This window comes from Paraburkholderia caribensis (genome assembly GCF_002902945.1).
GTDB classification, from domain to species: Bacteria; Pseudomonadota; Gammaproteobacteria; order Burkholderiales; family Burkholderiaceae; genus Paraburkholderia; species Paraburkholderia caribensis.
The window spans coordinates 1,885,761-1,902,681 of record NZ_CP026102.1; the positions used below are offsets into that span (position 1 = coordinate 1,885,761).

At 58.5% G+C, this 16,921-nt stretch carries 16 protein-coding genes and 1 pseudogene; 12 read left to right on the forward strand and 5 right to left on the reverse strand.

Annotated features, from left to right (window positions below; genetic code table 11):
* Nucleotides 1-334: 334 nt before the first annotated feature.
* Nucleotides 335-2,035 carry an ABC1 kinase family protein gene (locus C2L66_RS25000; protein ID WP_060605891.1) on the forward strand — a complete coding sequence of 567 codons (1,701 nt, stop codon included), beginning with the start codon at nucleotides 335-337 and terminating at the stop codon, nucleotides 2,033-2,035.
* A gap of 1,027 nt (nucleotides 2,036-3,062) precedes the next feature.
* On the opposite strand, the gene C2L66_RS25005 is transcribed toward C2L66_RS25000, so the two are convergent.
* Nucleotides 3,063-3,299, reverse strand: coding sequence for a hypothetical protein (locus C2L66_RS25005; protein WP_060605888.1), 237 nt, complete (start codon nucleotides 3,297-3,299; stop codon nucleotides 3,063-3,065).
* Between the two features lie 76 nt (nucleotides 3,300-3,375).
* Nucleotides 3,376-3,950: pseudogene (locus C2L66_RS42510) on the reverse strand (YadA family autotransporter adhesin); the annotation flags it as partial.
* 359 nt (nucleotides 3,951-4,309) lie between these two features.
* On the opposite strand from C2L66_RS42510, the gene C2L66_RS25015 reads away from it, so the two are divergent.
* Together C2L66_RS25015 and C2L66_RS25020 are read left to right on the forward strand one after the other, a co-directional pair.
* Nucleotides 4,310-4,987 (forward strand): heme-binding beta-barrel domain-containing protein, encoded by a 678-nt coding sequence (locus tag C2L66_RS25015; protein ID WP_225034127.1) that lies wholly within the window; start codon nucleotides 4,310-4,312, stop codon nucleotides 4,985-4,987.
* A gap of 275 nt (nucleotides 4,988-5,262) precedes the next feature.
* Entirely contained in the window at nucleotides 5,263-5,571 is a 309-nt protein-coding gene (locus C2L66_RS25020; protein WP_148654617.1) for a hypothetical protein, read from the forward strand.
* Between the two features lie 410 nt (nucleotides 5,572-5,981).
* Here the strand turns inward: C2L66_RS25020 and C2L66_RS25025 are convergent, their stop codons facing one another.
* A complete protein-coding gene (locus tag C2L66_RS25025; RefSeq protein ID WP_082670472.1) occupies nucleotides 5,982-6,596 on the reverse strand; it encodes a PAS domain-containing protein in 615 nt (204 codons plus the stop codon).
* Between the two features lie 407 nt (nucleotides 6,597-7,003).
* On the opposite strand from C2L66_RS25025, the gene C2L66_RS25030 reads away from it, so the two are divergent.
* The 5 genes from C2L66_RS25030 (at nucleotide 7,004) to C2L66_RS25050 (ending at nucleotide 10,847) form a co-directional block, all read left to right on the forward strand.
* Nucleotides 7,004-7,207 carry a cold-shock protein gene (locus C2L66_RS25030; protein WP_007584087.1) on the forward strand — a complete coding sequence of 68 codons (204 nt, stop codon included), beginning with the start codon at nucleotides 7,004-7,006 and terminating at the stop codon, nucleotides 7,205-7,207.
* Between the two features lie 193 nt (nucleotides 7,208-7,400).
* Nucleotides 7,401-7,628, forward strand: coding sequence for a hypothetical protein (locus C2L66_RS41790; RefSeq protein ID WP_062916888.1), 228 nt, complete (start codon nucleotides 7,401-7,403; stop codon nucleotides 7,626-7,628).
* Nucleotides 7,629-7,775: 147 nt separating this feature from the next.
* Nucleotides 7,776-8,351, forward strand: coding sequence for a hypothetical protein (locus tag C2L66_RS25040; RefSeq protein ID WP_060605877.1), 576 nt, complete (start codon nucleotides 7,776-7,778; stop codon nucleotides 8,349-8,351).
* A 120-nt stretch (nucleotides 8,352-8,471) separates the two neighbouring features.
* On the forward strand, nucleotides 8,472-8,804 hold the full coding sequence (locus C2L66_RS25045) for an H-NS family nucleoid-associated regulatory protein (RefSeq protein WP_060605874.1): 333 nt from the start codon (nucleotides 8,472-8,474) through the stop codon (nucleotides 8,802-8,804).
* Between the two features lie 498 nt (nucleotides 8,805-9,302).
* The gene (locus C2L66_RS25050) at nucleotides 9,303-10,847 is read left to right on the forward strand and encodes a methyl-accepting chemotaxis protein (RefSeq protein WP_060605871.1); all 1,545 of its coding nucleotides are present in this window, start codon (nucleotides 9,303-9,305) and stop codon (nucleotides 10,845-10,847) included.
* 272 nt (nucleotides 10,848-11,119) lie between these two features.
* On the opposite strand, the gene C2L66_RS25055 is transcribed toward C2L66_RS25050, so the two are convergent.
* On the reverse strand, nucleotides 11,120-12,529 hold the full coding sequence (locus C2L66_RS25055) for an amidase (RefSeq protein ID WP_060607214.1): 1,410 nt from the start codon (nucleotides 12,527-12,529) through the stop codon (nucleotides 11,120-11,122).
* A gap of 180 nt (nucleotides 12,530-12,709) precedes the next feature.
* Between C2L66_RS25055 and C2L66_RS25060 the strand changes: the two genes are divergently transcribed.
* The gene (locus tag C2L66_RS25060) at nucleotides 12,710-13,285 is read left to right on the forward strand and encodes a TetR/AcrR family transcriptional regulator (RefSeq protein WP_054930696.1); all 576 of its coding nucleotides are present in this window, start codon (nucleotides 12,710-12,712) and stop codon (nucleotides 13,283-13,285) included.
* A gap of 466 nt (nucleotides 13,286-13,751) precedes the next feature.
* On the opposite strand, the gene C2L66_RS25065 is transcribed toward C2L66_RS25060, so the two are convergent.
* Nucleotides 13,752-14,657 (reverse strand): LysR family transcriptional regulator, encoded by a 906-nt coding sequence (locus C2L66_RS25065; RefSeq protein ID WP_060605868.1) that lies wholly within the window; start codon nucleotides 14,655-14,657, stop codon nucleotides 13,752-13,754.
* Here C2L66_RS25065 and C2L66_RS25070 point away from each other — a divergent pair.
* From C2L66_RS25070 to C2L66_RS25080, 3 genes are all read left to right on the forward strand, one after another.
* Entirely contained in the window at nucleotides 14,656-15,648 is a 993-nt protein-coding gene (locus tag C2L66_RS25070) for an alpha/beta fold hydrolase (protein ID WP_233444975.1), read from the forward strand. The two genes, C2L66_RS25065 and C2L66_RS25070, sit on opposite strands and share 2 nt — an antisense overlap.
* A gap of 88 nt (nucleotides 15,649-15,736) precedes the next feature.
* On the forward strand, nucleotides 15,737-16,243 hold the full coding sequence (locus C2L66_RS25075) for a YkgB family protein (protein WP_054930697.1): 507 nt from the start codon (nucleotides 15,737-15,739) through the stop codon (nucleotides 16,241-16,243).
* Between the two features lie 88 nt (nucleotides 16,244-16,331).
* Nucleotides 16,332-16,871 (forward strand): carboxymuconolactone decarboxylase family protein, encoded by a 540-nt coding sequence (locus tag C2L66_RS25080; protein WP_060607211.1) that lies wholly within the window; start codon nucleotides 16,332-16,334, stop codon nucleotides 16,869-16,871.
* The last annotated feature ends 50 nt before the right edge of the window (nucleotides 16,872-16,921 follow it).

Consider the following 16,921-nt stretch of genomic DNA (forward strand, 5'->3'; position numbering starts at 1 on the left):
GCCGACCGGCTTCGCCGGAACGGGTGCCGCGCCCGGTAACGTCAAGTCCAATTCTCGCTCAATGCAAAGACCTTTACCCGCAAAGGCAGCTTCGTTCCGTCCGAAAAAACCATACGGGCGTCGCGATTTCTTCCGCATGCGGGCCATTCCCGGATTGATTTGCGTCAAGCTGGCAGGAAAGCGGGGCGCTAACCTTTTTGGAATGACCGAAAGCCGGACCGCCCGTCACTCAGGCCCACGAGCCAACCGTGGATTTTGATTCGAAACGGGCGCCGTGCAGACCGGTTGACGAGGGACCTGAACGAGCGGCGTCCCGCATTAGAGGAGAAAACGAATGTGTTCCGCCGCCCGTTCAGATCCCCATAACGTGGCGATTGGAGGTTCCACGCCGGCCAGGCTGCCGCGACTTATGCAGATTATGCAGATAGTCGCGAGCACAGGATGGGCGCACTATGTCGAGCGCTTGCAGTTCGGTCGGGACGCTGTTGGAGCGGCGAGCACCGTTTCGGGACCCAGCGACTGCGACGCCAGACGTTTTCGTGAAATGCTTACACAGCTCGGCCCGGCGTTCATCAAGTTCGGGCAACTTCTCAGCTTGCGGCGTGACCTGTTACCCGAGGCATGGATTGTCGAGTTGCAGGCGCTCCAGGACAACGTCGCTCCGTTTCCTGGGGCGCACGCCCGCTCCATCATCGAGCGCGAACTCGCAAAGCCCGTCCATGAACTGTTTTCCACATTCGACGAGAAGCCGCTTGCCGCCGCATCAATCGGGCAGGTCCACGCAGCATACCTCAATGACGGAACAAGCGTCGTGGTCAAGGTGCAGCGCCCGGGGATCGAAGCCGTCATTCGCGCGGACATCGCGATCATGCGCTTTCTGGCCCGTCGGCTCGAGCAGCTGATTTCGGAAAGCCGCCGGTTTGGGCCGATGGACCTGGTCGAGGAGTTTGCCCGAACCATCAATGACGAACTGGACTATGAGACGGAAGGACGTCATGGCGACCGCCTGCGAGAGAACTTCAAGGACGACCCTAGCGTTTTTATTCCGCGTATCCACTGGGATCTCACCAGTCGCGTTGTCTTGACCATGGAGCGAAATGCCGGTCACAAGCTAGCCGATCAGCCATTACCAGACCGCCCGGAACGGCAACGTCTTTCGGCAAAGCTCATGAAAACATTCCTGAAACAGATTTTCGAGCATGGCTTCTTTCACGGGGATCCACACCCAGGCAACGTATTTGTCCGCTCAGATGGGCGACTGTGCTTTCACGATTTTGGCATCATGGGCGAGCTATCCGGTCCCGATCAGGAAGCCCTTGCGCAACTTATTCTGGCGATCAGTTCGGCTGACGTTGCATGGATGGTAGACGCCTACTTTGCAATGGGCGTTGTCGCCGTGGAAATTGACCGGACCGCTTTCACCCACGATGTATCGGATGCCTTAAAGGCATACTATCTGGCGGCAGGGAAAGGCTATTCCTTCAGCGAGATTGCACGTCAGTTCGGGCGACTCAGCCAGCGGCACCATATCCGCCTGCCACGGCAGTTTCTGCTGGTTGCAAAGGCATTCATGCTCGTGGAGTCGCAAGCGCTCGCGGTCGATCCGGATTTTAACGCGGTGATTTGCCTGCATGACTACGCCCCCCGGCTGCTCGCCCGCAGAATGTTGCATGGCCTGCTCCCCAAGCATGAGCTCGAACGTGCTTTCCGCGTTCTCCGTGCGCTGCAACGCACCGCCGTTAGTTTTCCCGACATCCTGAACCGGACGATAGACATACTGAGCAGCGGCAAGGCCACGATTCATGTCGAACATGATCGGTTGCAAACCCTGGAAAAGCACCTTGATCGTGCCAGCAATCGGCTCAGCCTGAGCTTGATCATAGCCAGCGTGGTGATAGGGTCGTCCATCGTGACGACATTCCATAGCGGTCCCCGCTATGCAGGCATTTCGTTGCTGGGGCTGGGGGGCTTCGTCGTTGCCGCGGCAATGGGCCTTGCATGGGCCGTTGCCATTCTGCGATCCGGACGTTTCTGACCCGCAGGCGCGCGAAAAAAGTCGAGATATGCCGGGTTGTTCGGCCGACGCGGGCGCACACTGCCCCATAAGATCTCTGCCGACGTGGCGGAAGAGGACGAGCAGGCTAACCATGTCGCCTGCAGAGAGGCAACGAGTATTCTTGAACTGGAAGGGGCTGCGACCAGCACCACGCCGAGCACGACAGGCAACACACCGCTCTCGCCTGCCGACACCGTTTTCTAGCACTGTACTTCAGCTGAACGGAGCATGAATTGTCGGGAGATCGGCCGGACACGTCGACCTGATCAGGCTGCCGATACAGGCAAGCCTGAGCAGATCCTGCATATTCTTGTAAGCACCTGCCATTGCGCTAAGAGCTTAAGCGCGACGATCGAGTCCGTGTTCTGCGGCCGCAGCCACTATCGCCGTCAACGTCGACTCTTAATAAGGCTAATCGTCCGAGCAGACGCTCGATCTGCGCAGCGATAACATCGTCACATTCAGCACTAGCCAGCGCTGTTCTCAGGCGCGCTTTCCGATACGCCGGATCTTTGACGGGGCTGCGCACTGCAAAATACGCTCTGGTCTGTTCGAGCAACGAGATGGCAGCCTTGAGATGCGCAACATCGCGCTCGAGTTCCCGATACGAAGATGAGGACATGGCGGCTCCGTGTAAGCAATGGTCTCCGGCTTCATACTGCCCGGCGATTTGTGGCAGGCATTTGACACCGATCAATTTGGACGTGCAAGACGGCCAGCACAGTCAAACTGTCTTCGGCCTTTCGTGCACGCGGTTCGCACGCAGATCATTTTGTGCTGCGGGGAAAGTATGGGCGACGTGACGGGGGCACCGACGGCATCCAGCTGCAGCCTGCATGGCACTGCCAAGTTTCATAGCCATACTCGTCGTACAGCCGGAATGCAGACCACGCAACTCCATATCACGTTATCACAAGACGGAGGAAAAATGCCTTTCGTGACTAACGCAGCTCTTCCTGCGTCCGTTCGAGATCATCTTCCTGCGCATGCACAGGACATTTACCGGTCAAACGCGGTCGATCCGGTCGATCGGCTGCACTACCTTGTCGCCGCAGATGCGTTGCGCTACCTTCATGCAGGTTGCCGCGCTCTCGAACAGTCCGTGGCACTCGGCCCGGTATGTCCTGAAGCCGTCGCTCGCGTCGACTGCATACGCGTTGAAGGTCGGGCCACTGCCTGCGGTGCAGCCGGTCACGGCAAGCACGGAGGTACAGAAAACGCTTGCGAAAAAGAGGCGGTTCATCAGCTACTCCATAGACTGTATTTGGCGGACCGTGCGGGATCGCGCGATTGCGGCGATTGCGGCACCCCCTCACGACTTACCATTGCATTGCCGCGCCGACACCGGCCGTCGTGCCGCCCGGGCTCATGCCCACGCCGGCTTTCATTTTCAGGTTGTCCGTCAGGCATGCCGTACCGCCGATCGCGACTGCCTGATAACCCCGAAAACCCGCGGTACTGATACCGAGCGACAGCGTCTTGTCCTTGTCCACTTCCGGGATCATCGTCAGCGCAGTCGCTGCAGCGATGCCCGAATGCGCATTGCGCGCAGTGGAATTGATTCCGTTCTGCAGTTCACTCATCCGGGCATCAGTGTAGGCGTTTGCCTGGGAAAGCGCGGCGTTCAACGGTTCGACGTTGACCCCGTCGTTTGGCGCCGTGCCGGCTGCGACATTGATGACCTGCCGGGCCGACGCGACCGGGCCGACTGACACGACATTTGCACGGCCGCCGTCGTTACTGTCCACGCCAAGCGCCGTCGACCCGCTACGCGTCGATGTTGCCCCGGCTCCCACCGCCGTCGAACTGCTGCCCGATGTCGTTGAACGTTACCCACCGCCGAGCTGTTTTTGCCGGACGCTACGGCCCCCTGGCCGCCCGCAGACGAATTCCATCTCCCGTTGATCGTAGAGTTCGGGCCGATCGCAACGCTATCGGTCCCTCCCCCCTGGCTGTCCGGTGCCGTCGAGTTCGCATGGAAGTACTAGGTGCCCGGAGCGGTGCCGCCGCCGGTGACGGCGTCGACGAGATTCTGCACGGACGAATACGCGTTCCTCTCGCCAACACCAACGTGCGAATGTCGAATTGCTTATCTTTCTCGAGGTCTGCTGGGATTGCACTCTGTCAAGATCGAGACATCGACCTGAATTGATCGTTGAGCCTTACATAACCACCGGTTTCATTTGAACACTTGTGGATTTTCTACGAGGGATCAACGATCGACTGAGGTTTGAGATAACGAAACCTCAAGAGATGTACATCGCCATGAAGCCCCATTTCAAGTTCATTGCCATTGCTATTCTGATTGCCGTCCCCTTCGCCACTACCAGCCAACATGTCTTCGCCGCTAGCCCGAATCAAGGGATTGTCATTAACGGGAAGGTGCAGGATTATGGTCCGCTCGCCGCACTGATCGGAACATGGAAAACAGTTCGAGATAGGGGGGAGGACGTCGCGCCGGGCCAGACCGGATCCCATGTCGGCCGAGGCGGCAAGGCGGTCTCGCCGTACTACGAGATCATCACCATTACCCCCAATATTCCTGACACCAACAACAGTGTCGAGCATTTGGTCTCGGTGCTTTATCATCAGACGGTATACAGGACAACCAATCACCATCAATTTCATGATCAGATCGGCTATTTGACCTATGACAGGACGAACAACCTGATCTACGATACCTCCTGCGTTCCTCGTTCCGTTTGTTTCGTAGCGGAGGGCCGGCCTGGCAATACCATGACCTTAACAACAAAAAACCAGGGAGTTGCGCAAGCTCAGTATATGGTTCATAACGACTCCACGAAATCCGTCAAGATTTCGTTTTCCTTGTCGGGCGATACACTGAAATATAAATACGAGACGCACCTCTTCGTCTACGGCAAGCCGTTTGTCCACACCGACGAGGACACTCTCGAGAAAGTGAACAACTAAGCGCGGCTATGAATACGGCAGCCTTAGCGTGACTGGAAAAATTGGCGCCGCATATATCAGGAATCGCATCGAGGCGCATCGTATTCCTCATAAGGTCAGTGCGCTGCGCCATCGGGCATCCGCGGTAATACTGCCGGTCTCGATCCAAGGCGCCTCGAGCCCACGATCGCCCGGCTTTCGTTGCGGGTAATTAGTCGCTGCGTTAGCATGCTGTCGAATCTGCACTCCTCCCCGCTTGCCGCACAGGGGCCATTTCTCCCTTTCGCAAGCGCAAAATGCATATCAAGGCACTTCGAATGCCGTCGTCTGTGGACGACCGGTTTATCTGCGACATCGAGGGTAAATTTGTTCACGTGGTACTGCGAAGAGGAGACGGCGTTTCTTGCCTTGCAGATCTGGATGGCTTCGACTCATTCGACGAGATCCGTGTTGCGACGCTGGGCGAGGCACGCGATCCCGCGATGCAGTTATCGCATGCGCTGATGGATGCAAGCGACGGCGATGTAATCGTCCTGTATTGTCGGGTCGAATCCTTACGTTATCTGCTGCTGCAGTTTCTTGATCCGGGCAAAACCTATCACTAGTTCGTTTTCGAACCGCCAGGCACCATGCCAAACCGACGGACGTGTTTGGCAGCCAACCCGGTCTTCGTATCTGCACTTCTCTCTCGACGCACGGGTTCGGCCGACCTGCTTATGTAATTTCGCATTCCCATTTGCGACACCGGGGTCGGAGGTCGAGCAGCAAGCGAACGCGCAACGGTGCGTGGCGGACTGATTTGCATCAAACGTCCAATGCCACTGGACGGGCATCTTGATCATCCGGGAAGTTTATGCCCCCACTTCCCGGCGCGTGGTTGTTGCGGCCTGCCGATATTGCCGGCAGGCTTTTTTTACGTCGGCACGCGGTCTGCGCATTTCAGGCGGAACGGCAGGGACCTGATACCAGTGCGTCCACCGTTGCAGCCTCACAATCCATTCAGCGGGAATTCGCTTCAACGGAGCAGAGCACAAACAATCGGGCTACTTCGTTGGAATGTCCGTTCGGTTCGCGGCCATGAGCAGTCCTTCGCGCTCCATCCGCGAACGCCCGCTGACGAATGACGAACCGCCATTCGGAAAGGCGGCTCGGCTTCGTGCCACTCCGCCGACGATGATTTCCGTTCGAGCGATCCCGTCCTGCGGTTCTCGCCAGGACGCTCGACCGCCATATGCTGAAAAGCCTGCCGCCGGACCAACTCGTCGCGTCCTGAAATCCTGCGCCGCTGTTGGACAGACGCACCGTAAGCGCGGTTTCGATGGCGTCCGGGCGTGGCTACAAATTCCTTGATCCCGGCAAATTCGATGAACTGGGCAGAATCGTCGTGCAGCGGATCGATGACCACGCTCGTCCAGAACTGGCCACCGTCCCTGCGCACCCGCCAGCCTTCGTCCTCGAATTTACCTTCGTCAAGGGCAGCTCGCAGGGCAAGCGCCGGACGACCGGCAATCTGTTCACATTCCGGGCAAAAAATGGAGAAGTGCTGACCGATGATCCCGCTTGCTGCGTATCCATTGAAGTGTTGCGCCCCGGCATTCCAGGTTCCGATGAAGCCCGCTGGATCAAGCATCAGGATGGCGTAGTCCCTCACGCCCGCGACGAGGAGCTGGAGAGAGGCTCCCCGGAACGGTCTTCGGGGCGAGGTATGGAATTCGTCATGGTTTTGTAGGGTAACGTCCTCTCGGCTGTTCGTCACCGCGCTGTCAGCGACTATCGTTTGGCCCTCGTGCGAGTAGGAGCCGCGCCAGAACCCATCGGGTGATTGCCGGGGGACGATCGGCTCCGGGACGAAGCCAGTCACGAAAAGCGTTGACAGACCCAGCCGCGCACTATATTGTGGATTTCGAAATATTCAAGAAGCTCGATTGCTGATCACCATTTTCCGCCTCATCTGCGCGGTACTCGTTGTCCTCTCTTCTTCCTTGAACTTTTTGTCGCTCCGCACTGGAGCTTTTATGTCTCATTTCAGGAATTCTCATGGATACCGGTACCGTTAAATGGTTCAACGATAGCAAAGGCTTTGGCTTCATTACTCCTGATGCAGGTGGCGACGATCTTTTCGCCCACTTCTCGGAAATTCGGGGCGACGGCTTCAAGACGCTCGCAGAAAACCAGAAGGTCAGCTACGAGACCAAGCGTGGCCCGAAGGGTATGCAGGCCGCGAATATCTCGCCGCAGTAACGTATTTTAAGGGCCGGGTTAGCGGCCCTTTGCTTTGTCAGCCTGACTAGCATCCTCGCGGAGCCATGCGCTCCCGATCTGATCGCCGCGTTTCGACGTGCGCATCATTTGTCATTTCGACACGATCCGTCTCGCCTCATTTTCCTTTTATTTTGCTAGTACGGCATTGATGTCGTGCGGCCGTTTATCGCGTATGCAAAACAATAAAAATCTTCACCATTACAACGGTTACTCAGTCTCGCCGTCCGCACATCGGTTACCTGACGGCTGGTTCGCCGCCAATCTGCTGCTCACCAGAGACGCCGTGGACGTTGATTCGATTTCCTACACATTTGATGCACTCGACCATTTTGACAGCGAAATGCAGGCAGTCAGGCACGCGACATCATGGGCGCGCGAGTGGGTCGATAGTCGCGGTTAATTTGTCCCGCAACGTCGGTCCGGAGAGCCGCGAAGATGTCGGGCTCGCGCCTCTTCTCTCGGAATTGCTACACAAACAGATCGCCAGCCTGGGCTGCCTGTTCTGCGTCGCGGTATTCCCAACAATCGCATCGCAAGGAGCACAGAGATGGCGTTACTGGTCATGCAGGTCGCAGTGAGTGGGGAACTCGTGGAGGTGTTCGAGGTGTCGGTTGACGACATTGATGGACACCGGATGCTCGCCAGCGCCAATGAGGATGAGCGGGTGATTCAACGAGCCGGCCAGACTCTGGAAGATGGTGAGGTCTGGATCGATCTGATCGACCGGGATGGTGAGACCCTATTTGACCAGGTGGCCTGTTTCCACCGGGCGGATGCCGCCGACGCGCTGCAGGTTCATTTCGGCATGAACGCCGATGTCGTCAAAGACTGTCTTTCCAGGTCCAATGTTGCGTCACTGTACGCGAGGCACCGCGCCGCGGCTCAAGCCTATTTTCGCAAGATCGATCGTCTGGTCGACTGCTCCGTGGTCAGTTCCAGACAGAGCAATCGCCGACGCGTGGGCGACGCCAGCGTCATGGATCTCGTGATCGAACTTCGCAGGCGGCTGGACGGTGTGGACACCCTGCTCGCGCTGAGCGAGCTGCCGATCCACGTACAGGCCGCCGCCGGGCAACTCCGGGAGGCGGCGAAGTCCTACGCGACTGCCGTCCAGCATCTGTGAAGCGTTATACCGGTCGGTAATTGAAGTGTAAAGAACGCTGGGCCGTGCAATGAACGGCGCGCTATCGCGGTTTCGCGATTTATATTGAATCGCTGGCGAAATACCTGACAGGAACTTCTCATGGATGAACGGAAGCGGGACAGCATGATTGTTTATCTCCGCCACCGCATGGATGATTTTGGGATCGGCCCGGATGACCTCGCTTCGTTTCTGGCGACCGCGACGGAGGGGGCGGACACAGGTCGCTACCGTAGCGCGGGCGGTGACACCTGGAGTGGCGAGGGCGAGGTGCCGCAATGGCTTAAACAGGCCACCAGCGCAGGACAATCCATCGGGCACTTTGAATTTTCGGGCCGGACGCTTGCACGACCGGCAAAGCAGACCGATGCGGACCGGAAAAACGATCCCTTCGCCGGAAGCCCGCTCGCGGGATCGAGTCATCCCAAGCCGTAGGCTCCAGGATACCGAATCGCGAGAGAGCCAACTTTGGTCACCACGGATACCTCTGATCACCGTTTGCGCGCTCTCCGCTTCGGCGCCAGCGAGTCGGGGTGGCCTCTTTCGGACCGGGTAGAGACGTCGAAAGAACGTCGCCGAAGGACCGTAAGGGATCGCCTCCAGCCGAAACGTCTGCGCCGGCAGACGCTGACTCGGCATGCAAAATCGCATCAGGTACTGATCGGCCAACTTGAGCCGGTCACCGATTTATCCCAGCGGTCCGCTTGGCGAGCCGTGAGGACAGTGCTTGAAAGTATCGTGACGCCCTCGCCGCGTTCAACTCCGAGGCAGAGACAGCGACCGACTCTACGGGAAAGGCAACTTAGCCGGGCAGTTCATCATCGCTCTGAAAGACTCAAGACCCCAATAACCATACCGTTAACAAGGACAAAGGGTCTGCGGCCCCGCTTTCTGCCGCGTATCGAATCTAACATTCCGAGCGGATCTGTCCTCATGCGAAACAATCAACCCGTCACGCAACGCGAATTCGAGTTTCCCGACAACGCGACGTTAATGTCGACCACGGACACCCAGAGCAACATCACATACGCGAACGCAGCCTTCGTCGAGGTCAGTGGCTTCAGTCCTGAGGAAATCCACGGCCAGCCGCACAATCTGGTACGGCACCCTGATATGCCCAAAGAGGCCTTCGCCGACATGTGGGCCACGCTCAAAGGCGGCGAACCCTGGACCGCATTGGTGAAGAACCGCCGAAAGAACGGCGATCACTACTGGGTTCGCGCCAACGCGACACCCGTTGTCAGAAATGGTCAGCCGGTGGGCTATATGTCCGTGCGGACCAAAGCCTCACGCGAGGAAATTGCCGCCGCTGAAGCGCTCTACAAGGATTTTCGTGAAGGCAACGCTCGCCGCCGTCGCTTTCATAGGGGGTTGATCCTTCGCAGCGGTCTGATGGGCTGGACATCGGTGGTGCAGACCATGCCCGTGCGCTGGCGCATTCGTTCGGCGCTCCTGGTTCTGGCGCCGACACTTATCGTCGGTGCCTGGGCGCTGGGTCTGGCGGGCGGCGCTCTTGGCGGCTTTGCTGGGGGGGCTTCGATCTGTTTGCTACTGGCCTCATGGTGGTTGGAAGCGCAGATCTCGCGGCCGCTCGAACAGATGCGAGAACAGGCGTTGCGCGTGGCCTCGGGTGATAGCCAGAAGGTCGTGCATATGAATCGCGTCGATGAGATCGGCATGACGTTGCGCACGATCAGTCAGCTCGGTCTGATGTTTCGCTGGCTGATCGACGACGTCAGCGGTCAGGTGTTCAATGTACAAACCGCGAGCAACGAGATCGCACAGGGTAACAATGATCTCAGCGCGCGCACCGAGCAGGCCGCGACAAACGTGCAGCAAACGGCTGCATCAATGACGCAGATGACCGCCACAGTTAAAAGCAACGCAGAAACGGCGACCCAGGCCAACCAGCTCTCAGGTTCTGCAAGCGATGCAGCGGCAAGGGGAGGCCAGGCAGTGTCGGAGGTGGTGACCACGATGAACGACATCACCGACAGTTCGAAAAGGATCGCCGAGATCATCGGCGTGATCGATGGCATTGCGTTTCAGACCAACATACTGGCGCTCAATGCAGCGGTTGAGGCTGCGCGTGCCGGCGAGCAGGGGCGCGGGTTTGCCGTCGTTGCTGGTGAGGTTCGCGCGCTCGCACAGCGTAGCGCCAGTGCGGCCAAAGAGATCAAGAGTCTGATTGGCGCTAGCGTCGCGAAGGTGGAATCAGGCTCGAGGCTCGTCGATGACGCCGGCAAGACCATGGACGAGATTGTCGTTCAGGTGAAACGCGTCTCGGACCTGATTGCCGAGATCAGCTCGGCCACCATCGAGCAGAGCAGCGGCATCACGCAAGTCAGCCAGGCCGTCAGCGATCTCGACCATATCACGCAACAGAACGCCGCGCTGGTGGAGCAGAGCGCGGCGGCGTCTGAGAGCCTGAAGCAGCAGGCAGCCCGCCTGGTCGATGCGGTGAGTGTTTTCCGCTGACGGCGCTTGCCCCTCCGGTTCTCCAGGCTTGCGCATGCGCGGATATATCCTGGAAGATGTGCTTGACGTAACAAGCTAACGTGAGGAGTGCGCGTGCCACGTGCTGGACCGCCCCGTCTCAGCCATTCGATCCCCGGGAGACTGAAGGTCGCTTGACGGAACGGACGCGGCCGTCCGTCGCGTTCTCTGGCTGTGACGCGTAACATTTTTCGACGCTACCTGTCATCGCCGATTGATCTCCGCTTTTCCGCGACGGACGAATCGCTGGGCACTCAGATGGTCGGATGCAGATCGCGCACAGGGCTGACCGATTCGAGCAGCGACGCCACGTGAAGAATGGTTGACTCATCCTGCCAACTGCCGACGATCTGCACGTTAATCGGCAGGCCCTCCGTGCTCGTGCCGAATCGCATTGAGATGCCAGGCAAACCCGTGACGTTCAATGGCACAGTTGCGCCCTGAAGATAAGTCGCATCTACCAAATGACCATCGATCGCGAACGTGTCCACGCCGTGCTTGTGAGCCGGGATGGGAAGCACATGCGTGATCAACGCGTCGTATGTCCGGAAGTATTCAGCGTATCCGTCCCGAAGACGCTCGGCAGCCTGCTCGGCATCGATATAGTCCTTCATCGACGTATCGGGCAACGCCAGCATCGTTTTCGCCATCTTGTACAGTTCGTCCTGACCGCGACCTGCTGTTGCTTCGGCGAAAGCCGGCTTCATTTCCATGACGTGCAGGCGGTTGAAGACATCGAGAGCGAAGTCGCGCTCCAGCGCAGGAATGCGGACGGGCTCCACGAAAATGTCGAAGCTCTTGAGCGCCTTCGCTGCTGCCTCAACGGTGGCGGCAACTTCCGGGTCGACTGGTCCGAAGCCGGGCCCCACCATCCAGCCCACTCGCAACGGACGGTCCGCAGACTGGCGCAGCCCGGCATCGAACGGGACGGTACTGCTGGCGAAAGCATCGTGCCCATCGGGACCTGACAGCTGCGAGAACGCGAGCGCCAGGTCGCGAATGCTGCGGGCCATCGGACCCACGTGCCAGAAGCGGCGCGGAGCGCGCGGCCAGATGCCTGTCATCGGTACGCGTCCGTGAGTTGCCTTCAGCGAGACGATGCCGGTCTGAGCAGCTGGCCCGCGCACGGAGATCGCCAGATCGGTGCCAAGTCCAAGCGGCGACATTCCTGCTGCAATGGCCGCCGATTCGCCACCGCTCGAGCCGCCCGGCGTGCGCTCCAGGTCCCACGGGTTATTCGATCGTCCACTGAGCAGGTTGTCGCTTTCGATCCAATATGAAAATTCCGGCAAGTTTGTTTTTGCGAGGAGGATGCCACCCGCTCTTTTCAACCGCGCAACGCTGGTCGCATCGGTGCCAGGGATGCGTCCTCTAAAGATCGGCGAGCCACGCTGAGTCGCCACGTCGGCCGTGTCGATCGAATCTTTGGCGGTGAAAGGCACGCCGTGCAGCGGGCCCAGAGCCTTACCCGACAACACAGCCGCTTCAGCAGCCTTGGCGGCTTCGAGCGCATCGTGAGCGACCGTAACAACGGCGTTAACTTTCGAGTCGACAGCGTCGATGCGGTCAAGGTGCGCCTGCACAACTTCCACCGGCGAGACTTCGCGCGTGCGGATGAGTTCAGCGAGACGGGTAGCGTCGAGATAGAACAGTTCCGAGGTCATGATTGTTCCGTTGCAGTTGCGGTTGATCGAATTGTGCAGCCTACCGAACATTAGTTAGGGTAAACGGGCCAGAAAAAATGCCGCTACTCCTGCGACACCAAGATATCTACCTAACGTTTGTTAGGGAGGACTTTAAGCGGTACAATGCGTCGGGTCAACCATTTTTTTACGAAGGCTGTGATGACAGATGAGGCCATCGCCCGCTCAGGGGACCGGATCCTCGCGGCTGCGACAAGAATGGCGCAGGCGCACGGGTACACCGGACTCAACATTCGAGAACTCGCGCAGGAGGTCGGCATTAAAGCGGCCAGCATCTACCATCATTTCGCGAGCAAAGCGGACCTCGCGGCGGCGGTCGCGCGACGATACTACGAAGACGCGGCCGTTGCCCTAGAAGAACTCTCAGCGTCGTCAAGCGATCCGCTCGTCAGTTTGCGTCGTTACCCGGAGACGTTTCGCCGGTCTCTAGAGTGTGACAACCGCATGTGCTTAAGCAGCTTTATGGCCGCGGAATATGACGATCTGCCTGACGCAGTCAAAAAGGAAGTGCAGACTTTTGCTGACGTCAACGTGGCCTGGCTTCGTAAGTCTTTGGAAGCGTCGGGCGTCGTCACTGCCGAGGGGAGCCAAGAGCGCGCGTGCGCTATCTACGCCGCAGTGGCCGGCGCTCAACTGATGGCGCGCGGCCGCGCAGACATCGCCTTGTTCGACACCTTGATGAGCAGTTACAGGGCGGTCGGATTGTTGCCCGGATAGGAGGTGCTCTGAACTTCGCGACGAGTGCGATCAACCTCCACACGCAACGTTCTAAGGCCGAAGCCGTCATTGATAGCCTCGACTACCGAATCATTGAGGTTGCGTGAAGTTGCCAACTGCTGCCCGACGTGATCGGCCGGCCACTTTGCCGTTTGCTTCCGCGCGGCAATGGCCGCCTCTTCAAGTGTAACCGTCGCTCAACTGTCTTCACGAGTGGCTGCCTGTATGAGCGAAGATGGCCGAACCAGGATATCCGTCGGCTGACGACAAACGGCCCGCCCCGGCTGATCGCCGAACTTCCCTAGTCGACCCTCAACTGCCATTCGAATTCCTGGCCACGCAATGACAGCCTTCGGGGCGCACCGGTCGCTCACCTCAGCAATCGGGTAGGCACGTTAATGACAGAGGAGTCAGATGCGTGATGCCGCATTCCAGCACGTCACCGGGTGCTCTCGCCCCACAGTTCTCAAAGACTTGCTTCCATCACCCGTTCTCGCAACAGCGGAACGACGAAGTCGACGAATGTGCGCAGTTTCAGCGGCAGTCGGCGTTGCCTGTCATAGACGAGATGAAGCGGGCGCGGCTCGGGCTCGAATTTCTGCAGGACGACACGTAGCCGCTGCTGCCGTACATACTCGACCACCTGATAGGACATCGCCCGAACCAGCCCGGTGCCCGACAGCCCGGCGTCGATTGCGGCATCGATGGTGTTGACGCTCAAGCGCGGCAGTATGGAAGTTTTGATCTCCTCGCCTTCAGACCAGAAGCTCCATTGCACCGACGCCGAAATACTTTCGAACGAGATCACGCTGTGAAGGGCCAGATCTTCCGGTTTGGTGGGCTCGCCCCGAGTGTCGAGATAGTCCGGACTGCCGCAGACAACGCGCCTGATCGAGCCTAATCCCACCGCTACCAGGTTGCTGTCGGGAAGGTCACCCACTCGCAGCGCCACGTCGACCTGATCGTCAAGAAAATGGGTGACCCGATCAGTCAGCACCAGGCCCACCGAGACCTCCGGATACGAAGCAAGAAAGCGCGTTACGACGGGCAGCACATGCAGCCTGCCGAACATGATCGGCGCAGTCACAACCAGGTCGCCTTTCGGCTCTGCATATTCTCCCGCAGCGATCCGCTCCGCCTCGACCACCTGCTCCAGAATGGCTTTCGCCGACACTGCGTAAGACCGTCCAGCTGGCGTCAATTCGAGCCCTTTCGTCGAGCGGACCAATAACGTTGCCCTCAGGTGCGTCTCCAGATCGGCCATCTTGCGGCTGACCGTGGCGAGCGGAACACCAAGCTTCCGGCCCGCCTTCGAAAAACTCCCCGTCTCCACTGCGGCGAGAAACACCGCCATCGCATCGAGTTGATCCATGGCCTTCCAGAAAATGAGAGGTCGCTTTCACATTTTACTGTCTATCGCCGCTTTCCGGGAATGCACAGAATGCTTTCACGACGTCGACACGGCGGTCGAATCGAAAGCGATTCATTCCACGGAGCCAATAATGAACACGCGCACATACCATCGCGCAATTGATGTGAACGGTCGAAAGGTCTTCTATCGTGAGGCGGGTGATCGGAAGTCGCCGACGATTCTCCTTTTACACGGCCTGCCGACCAGTAGCCAGATGTACCGTGGCCTCATCTCAATACTGGCAGACCGGTTTCATCTGATCGCTCCCGACTATATCGGCTTCGGTCATTCCGACGCGCCGCTGCGCACCGAGTTCAACTATACGTTCGACAATCTGGCCGAGCACGTGTCGGGATTGATCGATGCACTCGGACTCGACTCGTACATTCTCTACATGCAGGACTACGGTGGTGCCGTGGGTTTTCGTCTCTTCACGCAGCGCCCGGAGCGGGTGAAGGGCTTCATCATCCAGAATGCCAACGCATACATGGAAGGCGTGGGCGACGCACCCAAAAAGGTTCTGCTGCCGTTGTGGGAACAACGAACTGCCGAAACCGAAAAGCCGGCACGCGAGTTCGTCAGCCTCGAAGGAACCCGCTACCACTGGCTGGTCGGTGCGAAAGATCCTGAGGCCATCAATCCGGATAACTGGCTATTGGACCAGGCGCTGCTCGACCGTCCGGGCGTACAGGATTATCAGGTCGATCTTCTCGAAGACTACAAGTCGAACGTCGGGCTCTACCCGAGCTGGCAGCAGGCATTCCGCGATCACAAGCCAAAAACGTTGATCGTGTGGGGAAAGAACGACCCGTTCTTCATTCCACGCGGCGCGAGAGCATATCTCGGCGATCTGCCAGACGCGAAGCTTGTCTGGCTCGATGCAGGGCATTTCGTTCTCGACGAAAACTCAAGCCAGGTTGCTGCAGAAATCAAGTCGTTCTTTAGTGCTTAACCCAGATCTTCTGGCTCGCATTGCAGCCTCGGATGTGTTGCGAGTGGGAGACCATTTTCGCGATTTTTTCTTTATACGGAGTTTCATCATGGCAACGACCAATCAATCGACGGTCTCGGAGTTTGCAGTCGCCGAACGAGCCTCAGGGGCTTACGCATCGCAGGCCCTTCTGCGATGGTCTCTGGTAATCGTGTTCCTGTGGTTTGGCGGCATGAAGTTTACGAGCTACGAGGCGCATGGTATCGCCCCGTTCATCGCCAACAGCCCGATCATGAGCTGGCTGCACGTGGTATTCGGCATTCAGGGTGCAAGCTATGTGATCGGCACGCTCGAGCTTTCCACCGCAGTCGCACTTGCCGCCGGCGCATTCGTTCCCGTGCTCTCTGCGCTCGGCGCAGCGATGTCGGCAATGACATACCTGATCACGTTGACTTTCTTTGTCACGACGCCAGGAGTAGCCGAGGCAACGGCCGGCGGTTTCCCCGCAATTTCCGCGCTGCCAGGCCAGTTCCTGCTCAAGGACCTGGTACTTCTCGCGGCTTCCCTCAGTCTTCTGGTTACGTCCTTGCCGCGCCTGTTTGCGAAGACACGTTGACCGATCCCTGATGCCGCGCGGCTCGTTTGTCGCGCGGTGCTTGTAACGCACTTTAAGTTTTCTCAACCGAAGCAAAAGGAGTATGACCATGACGGCCATCAATGTCCCCACACGTGAAGATGTTTCACCCGCTAATCAAGTGATATTCGACAAGCTCAAGAGTAGCCTTGGCATGGTGCCGAACCTGTATGCGACGCTGGCCCATTCGGAACATGCACTCGTTAACTACCTGGCATTCCAGAACGCAAAGAGTTCGATCGTCGGCAAGGCTCGCGAAGTTGTGAACCTCGTTGTCAGTCAGGTCAATGCGTGTGAGTATTGCCTCGCGGCGCATACGGTTATCGGCAAAATGAACGGGTTGACGGATGAACAGATCCTCGAAGTCCGCGCCGGGACGGCAGGGTTCGACGCAAAGCTGGATGCTTTGGCTCGGCTGACGCGCAACATCGTCTTGAACCGCGGCCACGCCGACCCCGCTCTGGTGGACGCCTTTTTCGCAGCAGGCTGGGCAAAGGCGAACCTCGTGGATGTCGTCGTGCTCATCGGAGACAAAACCGTCACGAACTACCTGCACGGAACCACGCGGGTCCCGGTGGATTTTCCGGCTGCACCGGCGCTGCCCGTTTGATTGAGGCGCCGGTGACGGTGGGCTGCTGATGGCCCGCCCTTAACCGGTGC